The 18,682-nt window shown below is 65.1% G+C and carries 18 protein-coding genes; 7 read left to right on the top strand and 11 right to left on the bottom strand.

From position 1 onward, the window contains the following. Positions 1-48 precede the first annotated feature (48 nt). Genes zapD through yidD form a run of 3 tightly spaced genes read left to right on the top strand, consistent with a single transcriptional unit; the run spans position 49 to position 1,490 of the window. On the top strand, positions 49-804 hold the full coding sequence (gene zapD, locus ACSUZJ_RS20535; RefSeq protein WP_499411270.1) for a cell division protein ZapD: 756 nt from the start codon (positions 49-51) through the stop codon (positions 802-804). A gap of 18 nt (positions 805-822) precedes the next feature. Then, a complete protein-coding gene (yacG, locus tag ACSUZJ_RS20540; RefSeq protein ID WP_499411272.1) occupies positions 823-1,008 on the top strand; it encodes a DNA gyrase inhibitor YacG in 186 nt (61 codons plus the stop codon). A 2-nt stretch (positions 1,009-1,010) separates the two neighbouring features. After that, a complete protein-coding gene (gene yidD / locus ACSUZJ_RS20545) occupies positions 1,011-1,490 on the top strand; it encodes a membrane protein insertion efficiency factor YidD (protein WP_499411274.1) in 480 nt (159 codons plus the stop codon). A 212-nt stretch (positions 1,491-1,702) separates the two neighbouring features. On the opposite strand, the gene ACSUZJ_RS20550 is transcribed toward yidD, so the two are convergent. From ACSUZJ_RS20550 to argJ, 4 genes are all read right to left on the bottom strand, one after another. After that, complete coding sequence (locus ACSUZJ_RS20550) at positions 1,703-3,004, bottom strand: D-amino acid dehydrogenase (protein WP_499411276.1); 1,302 nt, start codon at positions 3,002-3,004, stop codon at positions 1,703-1,705. A 33-nt stretch (positions 3,005-3,037) separates the two neighbouring features. After that, positions 3,038-3,448: an NUDIX domain-containing protein gene (locus ACSUZJ_RS20555; protein ID WP_499411278.1), complete on the bottom strand. Its 411-nt coding sequence runs from the start codon at positions 3,446-3,448 to the stop codon at positions 3,038-3,040. Between the two features lie 316 nt (positions 3,449-3,764). Then, positions 3,765-4,649, bottom strand: coding sequence for an ATP-binding protein (locus ACSUZJ_RS20560; RefSeq protein WP_499411280.1), 885 nt, complete (start codon positions 4,647-4,649; stop codon positions 3,765-3,767). A gap of 7 nt (positions 4,650-4,656) precedes the next feature. Further along, positions 4,657-5,895 carry a bifunctional glutamate N-acetyltransferase/amino-acid acetyltransferase ArgJ gene (argJ, locus tag ACSUZJ_RS20565; protein WP_499411282.1) on the bottom strand — a complete coding sequence of 413 codons (1,239 nt, stop codon included), beginning with the start codon at positions 5,893-5,895 and terminating at the stop codon, positions 4,657-4,659. 146 nt (positions 5,896-6,041) lie between these two features. Between argJ and ACSUZJ_RS20570 the strand changes: the two genes are divergently transcribed. Continuing rightward, the gene (locus ACSUZJ_RS20570) at positions 6,042-7,130 is read left to right on the top strand and encodes a glycosyltransferase (RefSeq protein ID WP_499411284.1); all 1,089 of its coding nucleotides are present in this window, start codon (positions 6,042-6,044) and stop codon (positions 7,128-7,130) included. Positions 7,131-7,364: 234 nt separating this feature from the next. On the opposite strand, the gene secA is transcribed toward ACSUZJ_RS20570, so the two are convergent. Continuing rightward, on the bottom strand, positions 7,365-10,148 hold the full coding sequence (gene secA, locus ACSUZJ_RS20575; protein WP_499411286.1) for a preprotein translocase subunit SecA: 2,784 nt from the start codon (positions 10,146-10,148) through the stop codon (positions 7,365-7,367). Between the two features lie 277 nt (positions 10,149-10,425). On the opposite strand from secA, the gene ACSUZJ_RS20580 reads away from it, so the two are divergent. Next, complete coding sequence (locus tag ACSUZJ_RS20580; protein WP_499411288.1) at positions 10,426-10,896, top strand: DciA family protein; 471 nt, start codon at positions 10,426-10,428, stop codon at positions 10,894-10,896. Positions 10,897-11,036: 140 nt separating this feature from the next. Here the strand turns inward: ACSUZJ_RS20580 and ACSUZJ_RS20585 are convergent, their stop codons facing one another. From ACSUZJ_RS20585 to ACSUZJ_RS20610, 6 genes are all read right to left on the bottom strand, one after another. Beyond that, positions 11,037-12,359: an IS4 family transposase gene (locus ACSUZJ_RS20585; protein ID WP_499416505.1), complete on the bottom strand. Its 1,323-nt coding sequence runs from the start codon at positions 12,357-12,359 to the stop codon at positions 11,037-11,039. A 296-nt stretch (positions 12,360-12,655) separates the two neighbouring features. Then, positions 12,656-13,591: a UDP-3-O-acyl-N-acetylglucosamine deacetylase gene (gene lpxC, locus ACSUZJ_RS20590; protein ID WP_499411290.1), complete on the bottom strand. Its 936-nt coding sequence runs from the start codon at positions 13,589-13,591 to the stop codon at positions 12,656-12,658. Positions 13,592-13,684: 93 nt separating this feature from the next. Then, complete coding sequence (locus ACSUZJ_RS20595; RefSeq protein ID WP_499416625.1) at positions 13,685-14,527, bottom strand: DMT family transporter; 843 nt, start codon at positions 14,525-14,527, stop codon at positions 13,685-13,687. A 109-nt stretch (positions 14,528-14,636) separates the two neighbouring features. Next, complete coding sequence (locus ACSUZJ_RS20600; protein ID WP_499411292.1) at positions 14,637-15,137, bottom strand: peroxiredoxin; 501 nt, start codon at positions 15,135-15,137, stop codon at positions 14,637-14,639. A 63-nt stretch (positions 15,138-15,200) separates the two neighbouring features. After that, positions 15,201-15,953 carry a LytR/AlgR family response regulator transcription factor gene (locus tag ACSUZJ_RS20605; protein WP_499411294.1) on the bottom strand — a complete coding sequence of 251 codons (753 nt, stop codon included), beginning with the start codon at positions 15,951-15,953 and terminating at the stop codon, positions 15,201-15,203. Continuing rightward, positions 15,950-17,086, bottom strand: a complete 1,137-nt coding sequence (locus ACSUZJ_RS20610; protein ID WP_499411296.1) for a sensor histidine kinase — start codon at positions 17,084-17,086, stop codon at positions 15,950-15,952. Before ACSUZJ_RS20610 ends, ACSUZJ_RS20605 begins: the two co-directional genes overlap by 4 nt. A 153-nt stretch (positions 17,087-17,239) precedes the next feature. Here ACSUZJ_RS20610 and ACSUZJ_RS20615 point away from each other — a divergent pair, with 153 nt between their 5' ends. Next, the gene (locus ACSUZJ_RS20615) at positions 17,240-18,127 is read left to right on the top strand and encodes an RNA polymerase sigma-70 factor (protein WP_499411298.1); all 888 of its coding nucleotides are present in this window, start codon (positions 17,240-17,242) and stop codon (positions 18,125-18,127) included. An 87-nt stretch (positions 18,128-18,214) separates the two neighbouring features. Continuing rightward, the gene (locus ACSUZJ_RS20620) at positions 18,215-18,679 is read left to right on the top strand and encodes a carboxymuconolactone decarboxylase family protein (RefSeq protein ID WP_499411300.1); all 465 of its coding nucleotides are present in this window, start codon (positions 18,215-18,217) and stop codon (positions 18,677-18,679) included. Positions 18,680-18,682: the final 3 nt, after the last annotated feature.

The following is an 18,682-nucleotide window of genomic DNA, read 5'->3' on the forward strand; positions in this document are numbered from 1 at the left end:
TCAGAATCACGAAGTTGCTTGCCAGCCCACATTCAGAGGAATGTCACTTTGATCGTCTACGAATATCCTTTCAACGAGCGGATTCGCACGTTGTTACGGCTGGAAGACCTGTACGAGAAGTTCAAGTTCTTTGTGCACCAGGAACACCCGATGCAGCACCACGTCGCCCTCGCGACGATCTTCGACATGCTGGAAGTGGCCGGCCGCGCCGACCTGAAGTCCGATCTCCTGCAGGAACTCGAGCGCCAGAAGCAGAGCCTGCTGGCCTACCGCAGCAATCCCAATGTAGCCCCGGAAGCCCTGGATGCCGTGCTCGCCGAGCTCGACCAGGTCAGCAGCGCCCTGGGCAGTGCCCAGGGCAGGACCGGCCAGAACGTGCGTGAAAACGAATGGCTGATGAGCATCCGCGGGCGCACGATCATCCCCGGCGGCGCCTGCGAATTTGATTTACCCTCATACTACGCCTGGCAGAAACGCCCGGCGGAGCAGCGCCATGCCGACATCATGGCCTGGTTCGGCCCGCTCGCCCCCCTGTTCGACGCCCTCGCCCTGGTGCTGCGCCTGTTGCGCGACTCGGGCCGGCCGACCAAGATGATCGCCGTCGGCGGCAACTACCAGCAGATGCTGCAAGGCAAGATCTACCACATGCTGCGTCTGGGACTGGACGAATCGCTGGGCGCGATTCCGGAAATTTCGGCCAACAAGTACATGCTGTGGGTACGCTTCACCACCCAGGACGGCGACCTCAAGCCGAAATCGCTGGAAGAAGACGTGCCCTTCGAGCTGACGCTCTGTAACTTCTAACGCTTTATACGTATTGCCATGACCGTTGTAGCCTGCCCCACCTGCGGCAAGAAAGTCGAATGGACGCCAGCGAACAAGTATCGCCCGTTCTGCTCGGAACGCTGCAAGCAGATCGACCTGGGCGCCTGGGCCGAAGAGAAATACACCATCCCGGGCTCCGCGCCGAACGAGGCGCAAGATAACCCGCTCGACGACCAGCACTGAGCTTGGCGCGGCGCTCCGGATTGCTTGTCGGGATAGCCCTGTCTGCGATCCGCGGCTACCAGCGCCATCTCTCCCCGCATAAAGGATTCAACTGCGCCTATCGCTGTGCGACCGGGTGCGACAGCTGCTCGGCCCACGGTTATCGCGTCATCGAACGCTTCGGCCTGTGGACCGGGCTGGCGCTGCTGCGGCGCCGGCTGCGGCTGTGCGGGGACACCTACCGCAGCCGCATCCTGGTGCGCAATCCAGTGCTCTACCACCAGCGCGGCGATTGCGTACCTTGCGACTGCGACACGGGCTGCCTGCCCGACCTGCCCTGCAGCGGCAAGAGCGCCGCGCGCGGCATTGGTCAATGTGCGGGCGAGTGTGGCTGTGATGCGCTGGGAAGTTACCTGGAGTACAAGTGCGAGCGCGCGAAGGAACGCTGGAAACGCTGGCGCGAACGGCGCCGTGCGGGACGACGACAACCACCGCCGAGATAACGTAGGGTGGGCACGCCGTGCCCACGCGTTACGCACGTGTCCGCAGTCGTCAGCGGAAACCTGTCGCCCGCAAAGCTTCCGAAAACCGTTAACTCATGCCATCCGGCTTCGCTTGGCGTTGGCGGGCGAATTGTCGCGGCCAATGGTGCAAGGAGGCGCCCGTAACGCGTGGGCACGGAGTGCCCACCCTACGGGTCGCCGTTCCGGGCTTCTTATGCCGTAACGACGATTCCGCCCGGCACCTGCACCGGCTTGTTGACGCTGCCGTAGCGGTCCATGAACAAGCCTTCCAGGCCGATCTCCGGCTGGCGGCCCGAGACGATGTCGGCCAGGACGCGGCCCGAGCCGCAGGCCATGGTCCAGCCCAGGGTGCCGTGGCCGGTGTTCAGGAACAGGTTGCGGAACGGGGTCGGGCCGACGACCGGGGTGCCGTCCGGGGTCATCGGACGCAGGCCGCACCAGAACTCGGCCTTCGAGACGTCGCCGCCCTGTGGGAACAGGTCGGTGACCGAGTGCTCCAGGGTGTCGCGGCGCGCCTGGTGCAGGCGCAGGTCGAAGCCCGCCAGTTCGGCGGTGCCGCCGACGCGGATGCGCTCGCCCAGGCGCGTGATCGCGACCTTGAAGGTCTCGTCCATCACGGTCGATTCCGGCGCGCCCGAGGCGTCCGTGATCGGCACGGTGATCGAATAGCCCTTGACCGGATAGACCGGGATCTTGATGCCGATCTGCTTCAGGATGAAGGGCGAATAGCTGCCCAGCGCCATCACGAAGGAATCGGCCTTCAGTTCGCCCTGCGAGGTGACCACGCCGGTGATGCGGTCACCCTCGGTGGACAGGCGCTTGATCTCGACGCCGTGGCGGAATTTCACGCCCAGCGCCTTGGCCATTTCAGCCAGCTTCTGGGTGAACTTGAAGCAGTCGCCGGTCTCGTCGTTCGGCAACAGCAGGCCGCCGACGAACTTGCCGCGTACCTTGGCCAGCGCCGGTTCGTAGAGTTCGCAGCCGGCCGGGTCCAGCACTTTATACGGCACGCCATACTGCTCGAGCACGGCGATGTCGGTGGCGGCGCCATCGAGCTGCTTCTGGGTGCGGAACAGCTGCAGGGTGCCCTGGCTGCGCTCGTCGTAGGCGATGCCGGTGTCCTTGCGCAGCTGGACCAGCACGTCGCGGCTGTACTCGGCCAGGCGCACCATGCGGCCCTTGTTGATCTGGTAGCTCTTGTGATTGCAGTTGGCCAGCATCGACAGCATCCAGCGCCATTGCGCCATGTCGAGCTGCGGACGCACCACGAGCGGGCTGTGCTGCATCATCAGCCATTTCACGGCCTTCGCAGGCACGCCCGGGCCGGCCCACGGGGAGGCGTAGCCGGGCGAGATCTCGCCGGCGTTGCCGTAACTCGTTTCCATGCCGGCGCCCGGCTGGCGGTCGATGACGGTGACGTCGTGCCCTGCCTGGGCCAGGTAATACGCCGTGGTGGTGCCGATGACACCACTACCCAAGACGATGATTTTCACAGGAGTCCTTCAACAGATTGGTTGACTGCTTTTTTACCTTGCGTAGCGCAGCTGATCGAGCCACTCGAGCAAGGGGATGGTTGCGGGCAGCAGCGGGGTAACGCCGACTGCCCCTTGCCACGCAAAGGCCTGGCCTTCCAGGCTTTGCGGTTCGCCGCACCAGTCGCGGCTGATATAAAAGTGAAGCCGCACGTGAGCGTGCTCGTAGACGTGCTCGACGCAGCACCATGCTTCGGCGCTGATGATCTCGACGCCCAGTTCCTCGACGAATTCGCGCTGCAGGGCGGCAAAGATGGCTTCGCCCGGCTCGACCTTGCCGCCTGGGAATTCCCAATAACCGGCATACGGCTTGCCCGCCGGACGCTGGCCCAGCAGCACGTCGCCGTTCGGGCGCATCACGATCCCGACCGCCACGTCGATCGGCTTGGCCTTCGCTTCCTGCATTCGATTGTCCCGTCCGGAAAACCCGATATTGTACGCCAGGCTGGGGCGTAGCGAATCACGGCTGTTGCGTGCAGCCGATAGAAAATCGTGCGCGAGGATAACCTGGGCGCATGGGCTCAGGCTGAAGTTATTGAACGATACACGGGGTTGTAGGGTGGACACCTGTGTCCACGCGGTATGGCACGGCAATGGTATCGAGACGCTTGACGAAGTAGCAGCACCCCGCATCTGCGATGTTCGTACGACATCATGCAAACACGTGTTCGATTTTCATGAGGTGCACCGCGTGGACACAGGTGTCCACCCTACGAAACCCCTATGAAGGCAGCTTGCCGGCGTAATCCTTTGCGAACTGCCACGCCACCCGTCCCGAGCGCGAGCCGCGTCCCAGCGCCCATTGCAGCGCCAGCGGCCGCGCCGCCTCGATCTGCTCCGGCGTGCAGCCGAAACTGGCCAGCCAGTGCGCCACGATGCCGAGGTAATCGTCCTGGCGGAAGGGATAGAAGGACAGCCACAGCCCGAAGCGCTCGGAGAGCGAGATCTTCTCTTCGACCGTCTCGCCCGGATGCAGGTCGCCGTCCTCGCCATGGGTATAGCCGGCGTTGTCGGACATTTTTTCCGGCATCAGGTGGCGCCGGTTCGAGGTGGCGTAGATCAGTACATTGTCCGACTGCGCGGCCACGCTGCCGTCCAGCGCCACCTTGAGCGCCTTGTAACCGGCCTCCCCTTCCTCGAACGAGAGGTCGTCGCAGAAGATCACGAAGCGTTCCGGGCGGCTCGCCACCAGGTCGACGATGTCGGGCAGGTCGGCGAGATCGGCCTTGTCGACCTCGATCAGGCGCAGGCCCTGGTCGGCAAAGCCGTTCAGGCAGGCCTTGATCAGGGAGGACTTGCCGGTGCCGCGCGCGCCGGTGAGCAGCACATTATTCGCCGGGCGGCGCTGCACGAACTGGAGCGTGTTCTGCTCCAGCTGGCGCTTCTGGGCGTCCACGTGCTGCAAATCCTCGAAGCGGATGGTCGAGGCGTGCGCCACCGGCTGCAGGAAATTCCCGGATCCACCCACCCCGCCGGCGCGCCGGCGCCAGCGGAAGGCGAAGCTGCGCTTCCAGTCCGGTTCGCGCGGCACGGGTGGCGGCAGCACCGCCTCGAGCCGCGTCATCAGCGCTTCGGCGCGGTGCAGAAACTGTTCGAGCGGCGTCATCGGCGGCTTACGAACGGTAGTCCGCGTTGATGCTGACGTAGTCGTGCGACAGGTCGCAGGTCCAGACGGTGGCGCTGGCGTCGCCGCGCGCCAGCTTCACGCGGACCGTGATCTCGGCCTGCTTCATCACGCGCTGGCCGTCCGCTTCCTGGTAGTCCGGGTTGCGGCCGCCCGCCTTGGCGACCCAGACGTCGTCCAGGTAGAGGTCGAGCTTGGTCACGTCGAGGTCGTCCACGCCGGCATAGCCGACCGCTGCCAGGATGCGGCCCAGGTTCGGGTCCGAGGCAAAGAAGGCGGTCTTCACCAGCGGCGAGTGGGCGATCGCGTAGGCGATCTTGCGGCACTCTTCCAGGTCGCGGCCCTCTTCCACCGTGATGGTGATGAACTTGGTCGCGCCTTCGCCGTCGCGGATGATCTGCTGGGCCAGGTTGCGCGAGATGTCGGTGACCGCATCGCGCAGCGCCTCGTACTCCGCGCCGCTGGCCGCGTTGACTTCCAGGCTGCCGGCGCCGGTGGCGATCAGCATGAAGGAGTCGTTGGTCGAGGTGTCGCCGTCGATGGTGATCGAGTTGAAGGAACGGTCGGCCGCGTATTTCACCAGCTCGTCGAGTACCGGCTGCGCCACTTTCGCGTCGAAGGCCAGGTAGCCCAGCATGGTCGCCATGTTCGGCTTGATCATGCCGGCGCCCTTGCTGATGCCGGTCATGGTGACGGCATGGCCGCCGATGGTGACCGTACGCGAAGCCGCCTTCGGCTGGGTGTCGGTGGTCATGATCGCTTCGGCGGCGTTGAACCAGTTGTCCGCCTTCAGGTTCGCCACCGCGGCCGGCAGGCCGGCGACGATCTTCTGGACCGGCAGCGGCTCGAGGATCACGCCGGTCGAGAACGGCAGCACCTGCTGGGCCTCGCAGCCGAGCAGTTTCGCCACTTCGGCGCAGGTGGCCTGGGCGTTGGCCAGGCCGGTTTCGCCGGTGCCGGCGTTGGCGTTGCCGGTGTTCACAACCAGCGCGCGGATCGGTGCGCCGCCGGCGGTCACGGCCGCCAGGTTGGCCTTGCTCACCTGGACCGGCGCGGCGCAGAAACGATTCTTGGTGAACACGCCGGCGACGGTGGCGCCATCGGCCAGCTTCATGACCAGCAGGTCCTTGCGGTTGGGCTTCTTGATGCCGGCTTCGGCAAAACCGATCTCGATACCGGCAACCGGTTTCAGGTCGGCGGCGACGGGCAGGGGGGAATTCACGGCCATGGTGGTCTCTATGGAAAGATTACGAATCCAATATTGTACTGCCGGCAGGCCGCAAGGCGTGCAGCATTGGCAGCCGGGCCGGCAAGTCCGCCGAAAACTAGCCTTGCGAGGCCTGGCATGCGATCATCGACATTTTTCCTCTCAACATGAAGATCACGTTTGTCGACGCGAAGTGCCCCCGCCCTTATGACAGCGAGGTGCTGCGCACCCGCGGGCTGGGCGGCACCGAAGCCAGCGTCATCCGGGTCGCGCAGGCACTGGCGCAGACCCACGACGTGACCGTGGTCCAGCACAACCGCGAGCAGCCGTCAATCGACAGCGCCAGCCTGCGCTTCCTGCCGCTCGCCGGCCTCGAAGACGCGGTGCGCGACGCCCAGCACGTGGTGCTGGTCCAGAAGACGCGCCTGCTGCGCCGCATCGCGCGGCATTCGTCGGCCCGGCTGTGGGTATGGCTGCACAATTACCTGAAGGACGAGGTCCGCTTCGGCTGGTCGGAATACCTGACCCACCGGATCGGCATCATCTGCGTGTCCCGCACCCATGCACAGCACACGCGCGACTACATCCGCCGCTTTCCGCTCAACCGGATGCTGGGAGGCATGCTCGGCCGTGGCGGCGTGCTGTATCAATACAATCCGCTTTCCGAGGCCTGCGTGCGTCCGGCGCAGGTGAACCGGGATCCCCACAAGCTCATCTCGCTCAGTTCGCCGCACAAGGGCCTCGACCAGGTCGTCCAGGCCTTCCGCGCCGTGCATGCGGCCGACCCGAGGATGAAGCTCTACGTTGCCGATCCCGGCTACAAGCATGCGGATCCTGCGCTGCTGGATGCGCCGGGCATCGTCAAGCTCGGATCGCTGCCGCAAGCGGCCCTGATGGAACATGTCAAGGATGCACTCTGCGTCTTCTACCCCCAGCGCAAGCAAGCCGAAACCTTCGGCCTGGTGTATGCGGAAGCGAATGCCGTGGGCACGCCGGTGCTGGCGCATGATTTCGGCTCTGCCCGTGAAATCCTCGTCCCGGCCAACCCGCCGCTCGATGCGAACGACCCGGCCCTGGTGACCGATACCGTCAGGCGCTGGTCGGCCGAGGGCGGCCCGGTGGTGGGACCGGATCCGCGCTTTGCACTGGACAACGTGGCGGCGCAGTGGGAAGCCTTCTTCGCCGCCCCGGACCGTTTCATGGCCGAACAGGCCGGCACGGCACACCAGGCCACCGACCCGTTCCCGGGCCGCTAAGACCAGCCGCCGCGCCCCGGCGTTCGTCGGGGACAATACCTGGAACAAGATGGCCTGGTAATCGCCCACTGACCAGCCCGCCCGGCCCGCGCCCGGCGGGCTTTTTTACGCCTGTTCCCATAAGCCGCCCCACCCTGGGGATCCCTGCATCCTTGCCCCACGAAAGATGGTCCTCAACAGGAAACATAAAAAAAGGCGTCCCGCGGGACGCCTTTCCGGTTGTATTGAGCAGCCTTATGCCAGCTTGCCGTGGCACTGCTTGAACTTCTTGCCGCTGCCGCAAGGGCAAGGATCGTTGCGGCCGACCTTCACGCCCATGTAGGTGTTGTGGTCTTCGGCCGCCACCGGCGCCGCGGAGGTGCCGGTCGGGCTGGGGGCCAGCAGTTCTTCCGGCGCGGCCGACGGATTGAAGTCGGCATGCTGGAAGTTGATGTTTTCCAGGTGGGCCGCCTGGGCCGCCATGGCCGCTTCCGCCGCCTCGACTTCCTCGCGGGTCTGGATGCGCACGGTCATGACGGTGCGGATCACTTCGTTCTTGATCTGGTCCAGCATGCTGCCGAACAGCTCGAAGGCTTCGCGCTTGTACTCCTGCTTCGGGTTCTTCTGGGCGTAGCCGCGCAGGTGGATGCCCTGGCGCAGGTGGTCCAGCGCCGCCAGGTGCTCGCGCCAGTGGGTGTCGACGCTCTGCAGCATGACGTTGCGCTCGAAGCCGCCGAAGGATTCCTTGCCGACGATGGCGACCTTGGCGTTGTACGACTCGTCGGCCGCGGCCAGCACCTTTTCCAGGATGTCGTCGTCGTTCAGGTTCGGCTCGTCCACCAGCATCTGCTGCAGCGGCACGTTCAGGGCCCATTCGGACGCCAGCACGGACTCCAGCGACTTGATGTCCCACTGTTCCTCGACCGACTCGGCCGGCACGTAGCTGCGCACCACGTCGGTGAACACGCCGGTACGCAGGGAGGCGATCAGCTCGGAGATGTCGGCCGCTTCCAGCAGTTCGTTACGCTGGGTGTAGATCACCTTGCGCTGGTCGTTGGCGACGTCGTCGTATTCGAGCAGCTGCTTGCGGATGTCGAAGTTGCGGGCTTCGACCTTGCGCTGGGCGGTCTCGATGGAGCGGGTCACGATGCCCGCCTCGATCGGCTCGCCTTCCGGCATCTTCAGGCGCTCCATGATGGCGCGCACGCGGTCGCCGGCGAAGATGCGCAGCAGCGGGTCGTCCAGGCACAGGTAGAAGCGCGAGGAGCCCGGGTCGCCCTGGCGGCCCGAACGGCCGCGCAGCTGGTTGTCGACGCGGCGCGACTCGTGGCGCTCGGTGCCGATGATATGCAGGCCGCCGGCGTTCACCACGTGGTCGTGCAGCGACTGCCATTCGTCGCGCAGCTTTTGCGATTGCGCCGCCTTGTCGGCTTCGCTCAGGGACGAATCGGCCTCGATGATCTGGATTTGCTTCTCGACGTTGCCGCCCAGGACGATGTCGGTACCGCGGCCGGCCATGTTGGTCGCGATGGTGATCATCTTCGGACGGCCGGCCTGGGCGATGATTTCCGCTTCACGGGCGTGCTGTTTCGCGTTCAGCACATTGTGCGGCAGGCCTGCCTTGGTCAGGATGCTGGAAAGCAGTTCCGAGTTCTCGATCGAGGTCGTACCCACCAGTACCGGCTGGCCGCGCTCGTAGCAGTCGCGGATGTCGTTCAACATCGCGTTGTACTTTTCCTGCGCCGATTTATACACCTGGTCCTGGCGATCCTTGCGCTGGGACGGCTTGTTCGGCGGGATCACCACGGTCTCGAGACCGTAGATTTCCTGGAATTCGTAGGCTTCCGTGTCGGCGGTGCCGGTCATGCCGGACAGCTTGGTGTACATGCGGAAGTAGTTCTGGAAGGTGATCGAGGCCAGGGTCTGGTTCTCGTTCTGGATGCGCACGCCTTCCTTGGCTTCGACTGCCTGGTGCAGGCCGTCGGACCAGCGGCGGCCCGTCATCAGGCGGCCGGTGAATTCGTCGACGATGGTGACTTCGCCGTTCTGCACCACGTAGTGCTGGTCCTTGTGGTACAGCACGTGGGCGCGCAGCGCCGCGTACAGGTGGTGGATCAGCGTGATGTTGGCGGCGTCGTACAGCGAGGCGCCTTCCGGCAGCAGGCCCATCTTCGTGAGGATGGCCTCGGCCTTCTCGTGACCGGCTTCGGTCAGCAGCACGGTGTGCGCCTTTTCGTCCTTGGTGTAGTCGCCCGGGACTTCGATCTGGCCCTTGCCGTCCGGGGTTTCCTCGCCGATCTGCAGGGTCAGCTGCGGCGGCACCTCGTTCATGCGGTAGTACAGGTCGGTGTGGTTCTCGGCCTGGCCGGAAATGATCAGCGGGGTACGCGCTTCGTCGATCAGGATCGAGTCGACCTCGTCGACCACGGCGAAGTTCAGGCCGCGCTGCACGCGCTCGCGCGCGTCGTAGACCATGTTGTCGCGCAGGTAGTCGAAGCCGAATTCATTGTTCGTGCCGTAGGTGATGTCCGAGCCGTAGGCCTGCTGCTTGGTGTCGTGCGGCATCTGCGACAGGTTCACGCCCGTGGTCAGGCCGAGCCAGCCGTACAGGCGGCCCATCGAATCGGCGTCGCGCTGGGCCAGGTAGTCGTTGACGGTAATGACGTGCACGCCCTTGCCCGACAGGCCATTCAGGTAGACCGGCAGGGTTGCCATCAGGGTCTTGCCCTCACCGGTGCCCATCTCGGCAATCTTGCCCTCGTGGATGACCATGCCGCCGATCAGCTGCACATCGAAGTGACGCATCTTCAGCACGCGCTTGGCGGCTTCGCGGCAGACGGCGAAGGCTTCGGGCAGGATGGCGTCAAGCGTCTCGCCGGCGGCGATGCGCGACTTGAATTCCGGGGTCTTTGCCTGAAGCTCGGCGTCCGAGAGCTTTTCCATCTGCGGCTCGAGCGCGTTGATCTGACGCACGGTTTTTTGATATTGCTTGAGCAGCCGCTGGTTTCGGCTGCCGAAAATCTGGGTCAGGAATGACATGCTAAGTTTCTTATAAAGACGCCGCAAAAAGAGCCAGGGATGTTATCAAAAAGATACCCATCGAAGACCGCCCAAGGCAAAAAGCGACTGATTTTATCATGCGATGCGGCCACACTTGGGGCTTATCGGCCGGATAACAAGACTGGTGCCAGAAAGAATGTTATCAAATTGCATCGCTTTGCACGCGTTCGCCGCGCGCCGTGCGCCCGGTGTGCACGCTGTGCGCAGTCTATGGTATGTTGCGCACTGATCGTCACCTGCTCCACACAGCGTCCTCATGCATATCTACGGCACCCGCAACCGCCCGACTTCGTTCGAAGCGACCGATTTCCTGCGCTCCAACGAGCGCATGGCGCGGCTGCTGCCGACCGCCATGCGCATGGCCGACCTGCAGCGCGACGTCGGCATGGCCCTGCCGGCCATGGCCGGCAACTGCGACGTGCTCTCGTTCCAGGAAGGGGTGCTGGTGCTGGCCGTACCCAGCTCGGCCGTGGCGGCGCGCCTCAAGCAGCAGCTGCCGAAGCTGCAGGCCAGCCTGCAGGGACGCGGCTGGCAGGTCACGTCGCTGCGCCTGAAGGTGCAGGTCACGCGGGCAATGCCGGAACAGGTGCAGACGCGCACGCTGGAACTGCCGGAGACGGCGGTGCATGCCTTCGAAGAGCTGGGAGAGAGTTTGCCGGAGACGCCGCAGAACGCGGGCCTGGTGGCGGCGATCAAGCGGCTGGCGGAGAAGCGGCGGCGCGGGTGAGCCCTTGGAACGCAACCGGATGACGTAGGGTGGACACCTGTGTCCACGCTGTCGTACCCCAGCACACCCCAAAGTAAATTCAATACGGCTGCGCCAGCACAGGGCGTAGGGTGGGCTCTCGAGCCAGTCCTTTAAAGGTGTCAGCTGACGGACCCTGCCTTGAGCACACGCGCCGTCGATACGTGACGGCGCTTTTCTGCAGCTGACACAGTAGTTTTCTCCTTCGGTTTTTTGGGGGCACTGGGGTTCTTGCGCAGCGCCTTGAGCCGTGCATGGACGGCGATTTCCAGCAGGAGGCAGCTTAGCTGCGGGGCGTCGATGGCATCGTAAGGCGCCCAGGCGTCTGCCGTTGTCGCCAGCATCATGCCTGCATAGCAGCTTCTCACTTCGAGCGCGACATAAAATGGCGACAGCTCGATGCCGCTGTCACGTAAATGATGCGCCGCCGAGACGGCTGCCTGGATGACGCTGAGGATGTTGTAGGCCATGACGGCGATGCCGAAAGCGAGCAAGGCCGCGCGCGGATGACCAAGCGTCTTCACTTCGCTGTGCAAAACAGATTCGAGGCGTTGGAACAGCGTCTCGATTTTCCAGCGCTGCCGATAGAGACGCGCTATTGCAGGAGCCTCGAATTCCTGGCTGGGCAGATTCGTCAGGATCCGGATGACTTTCTCTCCACTGTCGGTCTCCCCGTTCAGGCGCAGTTCAATACGCCGCAGCGCGATCGTTTCCCCGGCTTCCCCCTCAAACTCGACTGTCTGCTCGAACACGACTCCCGTTTCCACAATCCCTTGAGAAGACAGATCGCCGAGCGTAGCTGGATTCGGCGTGCTGCTGTGCTCACGCACGATGAAATGGCAGCCGCGGCGGCTCCATTCGCCCAGGATGGCACGTGTGCTAAAAGCGCGATCGGCGATCCATAGCTCGCCCGGCATGGCGCGTTTGAGCAACGACGTCATCACCGCCCGTTCCTGTGTATAAGCGTCTTCGCACGGCTCGATATCGATGACCAGTTTCCGGTCCGGATCGTAGACGACCAAGGAGTGGCCCGGCAGAGGTGCGCCGCCAAAACCCCGCAATGGCTTGAGCCGCTTCTCGGTCGCTGCCAGGTGGCTGCCGTCGACGATCCGTACTCGGTATCCCGGCACTGTGAGCGGCTCGTCTATGATCATCGGCGCCAGCACCGCGTCCAGGCGCGTTGCGCTTTCGGTGACCAGGGCACGCACCAGATTTGGCTCGGTATGGTTGATCTTGTCGTACAGTGCCTGCACCGACACGCCTAAGTCTGGGCACTCTCGCGCAGCAGCATGCAGCGATGGACGTAACCCAACTGCTACCAGCGACATCAGGTCTACTGTCGTCGAGAACAGCAACTCCCTTTCATATTGCTTGCCGCGCTTGCCGTTAAATAATTTGTCGAGCCAAGCCGGCTCCAATGCATGCTGGAGCGCCAGTCGTGTCATCACCGTGACTGGACTTCCCTTGGCGCAGTGCGCTATCACCTCGTTCATCAACATGGCACATTCCTCCTGTACCACTTGGACGGAATCTGCAGATAATAGTGCCACGCTATTGCGATTGCTTCAGGGAAGCCCACCTTTAAAAGACTGGCTCTCGAGCCCACGCGGATTCACACGTCGCATTCACGCAAAACTTGAACCGGCTGCCTACGCATGCGTTTCGCATTCCAGCCGGCCGTGCGGCGCGCGGAGGTACGACCGCGTGGGCACAGGTGCCCACCCTACAACGGCAACACCGCTTACGTCAGCGCCCACTCCTCGCGCATCTGGCGTACATACGACGGTGGCGCGCTGTCGAGCGCATCGAAGGACACGATCTCGTAGGCATCCGGCCGCGCCAGCAGGGCGCGCAGCAGGTCGTTGTTGAGCGCGTGGCCCGACTTGTGGGCCTCGTAGGCCGCCAGCAACGGGTGGCCGACCAGGTAGAGGTCGCCGATCGCATCGAGGATCTTGTGGCGCACGAACTCGTCGTCGTAACGCAGGCCGTCGGCGTTCAGGATGCGGTATTCGTCCATCACGATCGCATTTTCCAGCGAGCCGCCCCGAGCCAGGCCCATGCCGCGCAGGCTTTCCACGTCCTGCATGAAGCCGAAGGTGCGCGCGCGCGCCACGTCGTGCACATAGGACACCTGGGCAAAGTCGACCGAGGCGTTCTGCGTCGTGCCGTCCACTGCCGGGTGGTTGAATTCGATAAAGAAATCGAGCTTGAAGCCGTCATGGGGCTTCAGGCGCGCCCACTTCTCGTTGTTGCCGCTGCCCTGGCGCACTTCGACTTCCTTCAGTACGCGGATAAATTTCTTCGGCGCCGGCTGGTCCTCCACGCCGGCCTGCTGCAGCAGGAACACGAAGGACGAGGCCGAGCCGTCCATGATCGGGATTTCCTCGGCGGTGACTTCGATGTACAGGTTGTCGATCCCGAGACCGGCGCAGGCCGACATCAGGTGTTCGACGGTCGAGACGCGCGCCGAATCCTTGACCAGGACCGACGCCATGCGGGTATCGCCGACGACTTCCGCGCTCGACGGGAATTCGACCATGGGGTCGAGGTCCACGCGGCGGAACACGATGCCGGTGTCGACGGGGGCCGGGCGCAGCGTCAGTTCGACCTTGCGGCCCGAGTGCAGCCCGACGCCGGTCGTGCGCACCAGTTGTTTGATGGTTCGTTGTTTGAGCATGGACCGATTATATCCGTGCTTGACCAAGCTTGCCGGGCCCGCCTCTTGCAGTCTGGCAACCTCGCCGAGAACCGATGCGCTGGCGCGACAGGATCAGGGATGCTCGGATTCGGCGTGCGTCTTCTCGTGGCGGATCAGGTACAAACCGCTGCCGATGATGATGGCCGCGCCGACCAGGGTGTAGCTGTCCGGCAGGGTCTGCCACAGCAGCCAGTCGATCGCCACGCCCCAGGCCAGCGCCGAGTATTCGAAGGGCGCCACCACCGAGGCTTCGCCGTGGCTGAAGGCCTCGGTGATCGCGAGCTGGCCGAAAAAGCCGCTCACGGCGAGGGCGCACAGCAGCCACAGGTGGCCGCGGTCGACGCTCACCCACTCGGGCGCCGCCAGCGCCGTCGCGCCGAGCGCCATCAGCAGCATCAGCCAGAACATCATCTGTTGCGTATTGTCGGTGCGCGCCAGGATGCGCGCGGCGATCGCCGAGATCGCGTAGCACACGGCCGAGCCGAGAATCGCCAGGCCGCCGAGGGTCAGGAAGCCGCCCCCTTCGGGACGCAGCACGACCAGCACGCCGGCCAGTCCGACGACAATGGCTATCCAGCGCGCCAGGTTGACGCTCTCCTTCAGGAAGAATACGGACATTGCCGTGATCAGGGCCGGCGCGATGAAGAAGACCGAATAGGCTTCGGCCAGGCTCAGTTTCTTCAGGCCGTAGGCGAACAGCGCCAGCATGCCGATGCCCAGCGCGCCACGCAGCACATGCAGCGACCAGCGCGCGCGCATCATGGTCTTGAAACCGCCGCGCCAGGCGACATAGGCGCATACCAGCGGCAACGAGGACAGCGAGCGCAAGGCGGCCACCTGCATCGCCGGATAGTGGGCGGCAAGCAGCTTCATCGCCGTGTCCATCAGCGAAAACATGAAGACGGCGATCAGCATCGCGTAGATGCTGCGCAGGTTGCCGGAGACTTTACTCACTGATTCACCTAACTTCTTACTCGGAACAAAAAACGGCGCCGTGGCGCCGTCGGGTGATGCGGAATTTACATTACAGCTGGGCCAGCAGCGCCTCGGCCTTCGACACTTCGAAACCGCCCTGCTCCACGTTCAGCTGCTTGACGACGCCGTCCTCGACCAGCATCGAGTAGCGCTGCGAGCGCGTGCCCATGCCATGCTTCGAGAAGTCCGCGTCCAGGCCCAGCGCCTTGGTGAAGGCGGCGTTGCCGTCGGCCATCATGCGCACGATGCCGGTGGCCTTCTGCTCGCGGCCCCAGGCGCCCATGACGAAGGCGTCGTTCACCGAGATGCACCAGATTTCGTCGACGCCCTTGGCCTTGAAGGCCTCGGCGTTCTCGACGAAGCCCGGCACGTGCTTGGCCGAGCAGGTCGGCGTGAAGGCGCCCGGCAGGCCGAAGATCGCGATCTTCTTGCCCTTGACGAGATCGGCCACCTGGAAGGTGTTCGGACCGAGCGTGCAGCCCTCGGTTTCAGTCTCGATGAATTCGGCCAGGGTGCCGTCCGGCAGGTGCTCGCCAATCTGGATGGTCATGCGTACTCCTCAGGTGTTATTTTGGAAATCCCGCCAGTATGCCCGATCCTCGGCGTTCCTGCATTACATCGCCCCGAACAGCGGCACGTAGGCGCGGCTCACCGGCAACTCGGTGTCGAAGCCGCGCATGCGCAGGAACAGCCGGCTGGCCTCGTCGCGCCGGGTGCCGGCCAGGTGGGCCAGGTTGACGATGGTGGCGCGGTGCACCTGCCGGAATTCGTCCGGATCCAGGCGCGCGGCCAGTTCGGCGATCGGCGTGCGGATCAGGTACTCGTCGTTCGCGGTGCGCACCACCGTGTACTTGTCGTCGGCCTGGAAGAACAGGACCTCGGCCACCGCGATGTTGTGGACCATGCCGCCCTTCCCCGCGCGCAGATAACGTAATTGGGGCTGGCCGGCCGGCTGGCCGAGCAGGCGGCGCAGGGCCTGGGCGAGCGCGGCGTCGTCGTGCGGCGGCGCGGCCAGGCTGGCGCGCACGCGCTCGATGGTGCGCTGCAGGCGCTCGGTACGCAGGGGCTTGAGCAGGTAGTCGAGGGCGGCGTGCTCGAAGGCCTGCACCGCGTACTCGTCGTAGGCGGTGACGAACACCGCGCGCGTGCGGCCCTCGATGCCTTGCGCGACGTCGAGTCCGCTCATGCCCGGCATGCGGATGTCGAGGAAGGCCAAATCGGGCTCGAGATCGGCGATGAGGGAGGCAGCCTCGATGCCGTTGCCGGCCACGCCCACGATCTCGAGTTCGGGCCAGAGGCGCGCCAGTTGCTGCCCCAGGTGCTGGGCGAGATGGGGTTCGTCGTCGGCGATCAGGGCGCGGGTCATGATGTGGTTCGGTACGGAAGTTCGATGGTGGCGCTGGCGCCGCCGGTATTGGCCAGGCTCAGATTCAGGTCCAGGCGGGCGCGGTCGCCGAAACGGTGCTGGAGGCGCGCGCGGATGTTCGCCAGCGCCATGCCGGCGCCCTTGCCATCGCGCGGCGCGTCCTGGCCGAGGCCATCGTCCAGCACCCGGATGCGCAGGCGTCCCGCGTCGACCTCGGCCACGATGCGCACCTCGCCGCCCGCCACTTTCGGCTCCAGGCCGTGGCGGATCGCATTCTCGACCAGCGGCTGCACCAGCAGCGGCGGCAGCAGCGCGGCGCGCGCCTGCGGTCCGGCATCGACCGCGAAGCGCAGGCGCCCGCCCATGCGGATCTGCAGCAGGCGCAGGTAGTTGGCCGCCATCTCGAGTTCGGCGCCGAGCGTGGTCTCCTGGACGCGCAGCTGGCCCATGCCAGCGCGCAGGTGGTCCGAAAACGCTTCCAGCATGGCGCGGGCGCGCGGCGGATCGGCATCGAGCAGGCTTTCGATGTTGGCCAGCGTGTTGAACAGGAAGTGCGGTTCGATCTGGGCCTGCAGCAGGCGCAGCTGGGCTTCGGCGGCCTGATCCTTGATTGTCTGGCGCTGCAGGTGCTGGCGCCAGAAGATGGCGCCGACGATGCCGATGAAAGGCAGGAATTGCAGGAAGCGCAGCTGGCGCCGCAGGGCCGACGAGGCGAACAGTTCGCTGTCCGGATACAGCCAGGAGAGCAGCGCGCTCCCGAGCAGGTTCCCCAGCATGACGCCGGCGATCAGCAGCAGGCTGACTGCCAGCGCCGCGCTCCGGCTGCGCACCGGCGACAGCCGGGCCAGTGCAGCTTCGGACAGCAGGCACTCCGCCAGGCGCACTACGGCCAGCACGCTCCAGGCGATGACGAGAAAGAGCTGCAGTACGCCGGTCACCAGGCGGCGCAGGAAGGCCGGATCGCGCGTCTCGGTCGTCAGGACCCCGGCCATGCTCAGCAGGCCCAGGCCAGCCCAGGCAAGCAGCGCCAGGCCGGATGCAATCAGGAGCTGCGCCCACCAGTCGCCGGGCCTGCGTTTGCGCAGGGTCCAGAACGACTCCCAGTTGCGCGCGATTGTGGAACAAATCATCATGTTTCTAGTCTACAACACAAGGACCGGCTTGCCGAACCCGATGCGACGGATCGACAGTTGCGCCGACGAACGGCAAGCTGTTACAAATGCGTTGTCACAACGGCCCCGCGCCGGCCGTCTTGCAGGGACGATCAACCCGACCGAGAATGCGCCATGCCTTCACCCTCCTCCAGCGTCCCCGTCGCCGCCTTCGCCGCCGTCCGCCCGCGCCTGTTCGCCATCGCCTACCGCATGCTCGGCACCCGGGCCGACGCCGAGGACGTGGTGCAGGACGCCTGGCTGCGCTGGAACGCCGGCGAGCGCGGTGACGTCGCCACGCCCGAGGCCTGGCTGGTCACGGCGACGACGCGCCTGGCGATCGACCGCCTGCGCAGCCGCAAGCTCGAGCGCGAGGCCTATATCGGCTGGTGGCTGCCCGAGCCGCTGGTCGAGCTCGACGAGCGCACGCCCGAGTCCGCGGCCGAACTGGCGAGCGACGTCTCGGTCGCCTTCCTCTGGGTGCTCGAGCGCCTGGGGCCCGAGGAACGCGCCGCCTTCCTGCTGCGCCAGGTGTTCGACCAGGACTACGCCGAGATCGCCGCCATGCTCGGCAAGTCGGAAGCGGCCTGCCGCCAGCTCGTGCACCGCGCGCAAGCGCGCGTGAAACAGGCGCAGCCGCGCTTCACGGTGCCGCAAGCCGCGCACCGCGAACTGCTGGCGCGCTTCATGCGGGCCGCGAGCGCGGGCGACCGCGCGGCCATGAAAGCCTTGATGGCCGACGACGTGCAACTGGTGTCCGACGGCGGCGGCAAGGCCAAATCCTTCATGCGCGTGCTCGAAGGCGCGGGGCGCGTGGCCGGCGTGTACTGGTCGCTGGAGCATGCCTATCCCGGCCGCGTGGCCTACCGCCATGCGCTGGTCAATGGCGAACCGGGCCTGCTGCGCTATGTGGACGGGCGCATCGAATCGGCCCAGTCCTTCATCGTCGACGCCGGCCGCATCGTGGCCGCTTTCGTGATCCGCAATCCGGACAAGCTCGTGGGCGCGCCGCAAACGATCTGACGGCGGCCGTCACAAACCGGGCCGCCGGATCGTCTTGAGGGGATGGAGGCCGCATGGTGCGCCTCCCTTTTCCTGAAAGGACAGATCATGTCGCACGAAGCACGCATCCCCCTCTTCCAGTACGCCCAGCCCAGCCTGCACGCGATGATCGCGCTGTCGAACAGCGTGAAGAAGAGCTCCCTCGGCCCGCGCCTGGTCGAGCTGGTCAATTTGCGGGTCTCGCAGATCAACGGCTGCGGCGTCTGCATCGACATGCACTGGCGCGACCTCATCAAACAGGAAGCCGACCCGCGCCACCTGAACGCCCTGGCCGGCTGGCGCGAGGCGCCCTTCTTCAGCGCACGCGAACGCGCGGCCCTGCGCTGGGCGGAAGCGGTGAATGCCATTCCGCAGTCGACGCCGACGGACGAGGACTTCGCCGAACTGCGCGCGCACTTCAGCGACAACGAGATCGCGGAGCTGGGGTACGCGATCGCCGTGATCAAGGGGTGGAATACGCTGAACGTCAGTTTGCGCAACCAGATTCCGGAAGTGCCGGCGCCGGGTTTTTGAGAG

The sequence above is a fragment of the Telluria sp. B2 genome, assembly GCF_051789535.1.
Lineage (GTDB): Bacteria > Pseudomonadota > Gammaproteobacteria > Burkholderiales > Burkholderiaceae_D > Telluria.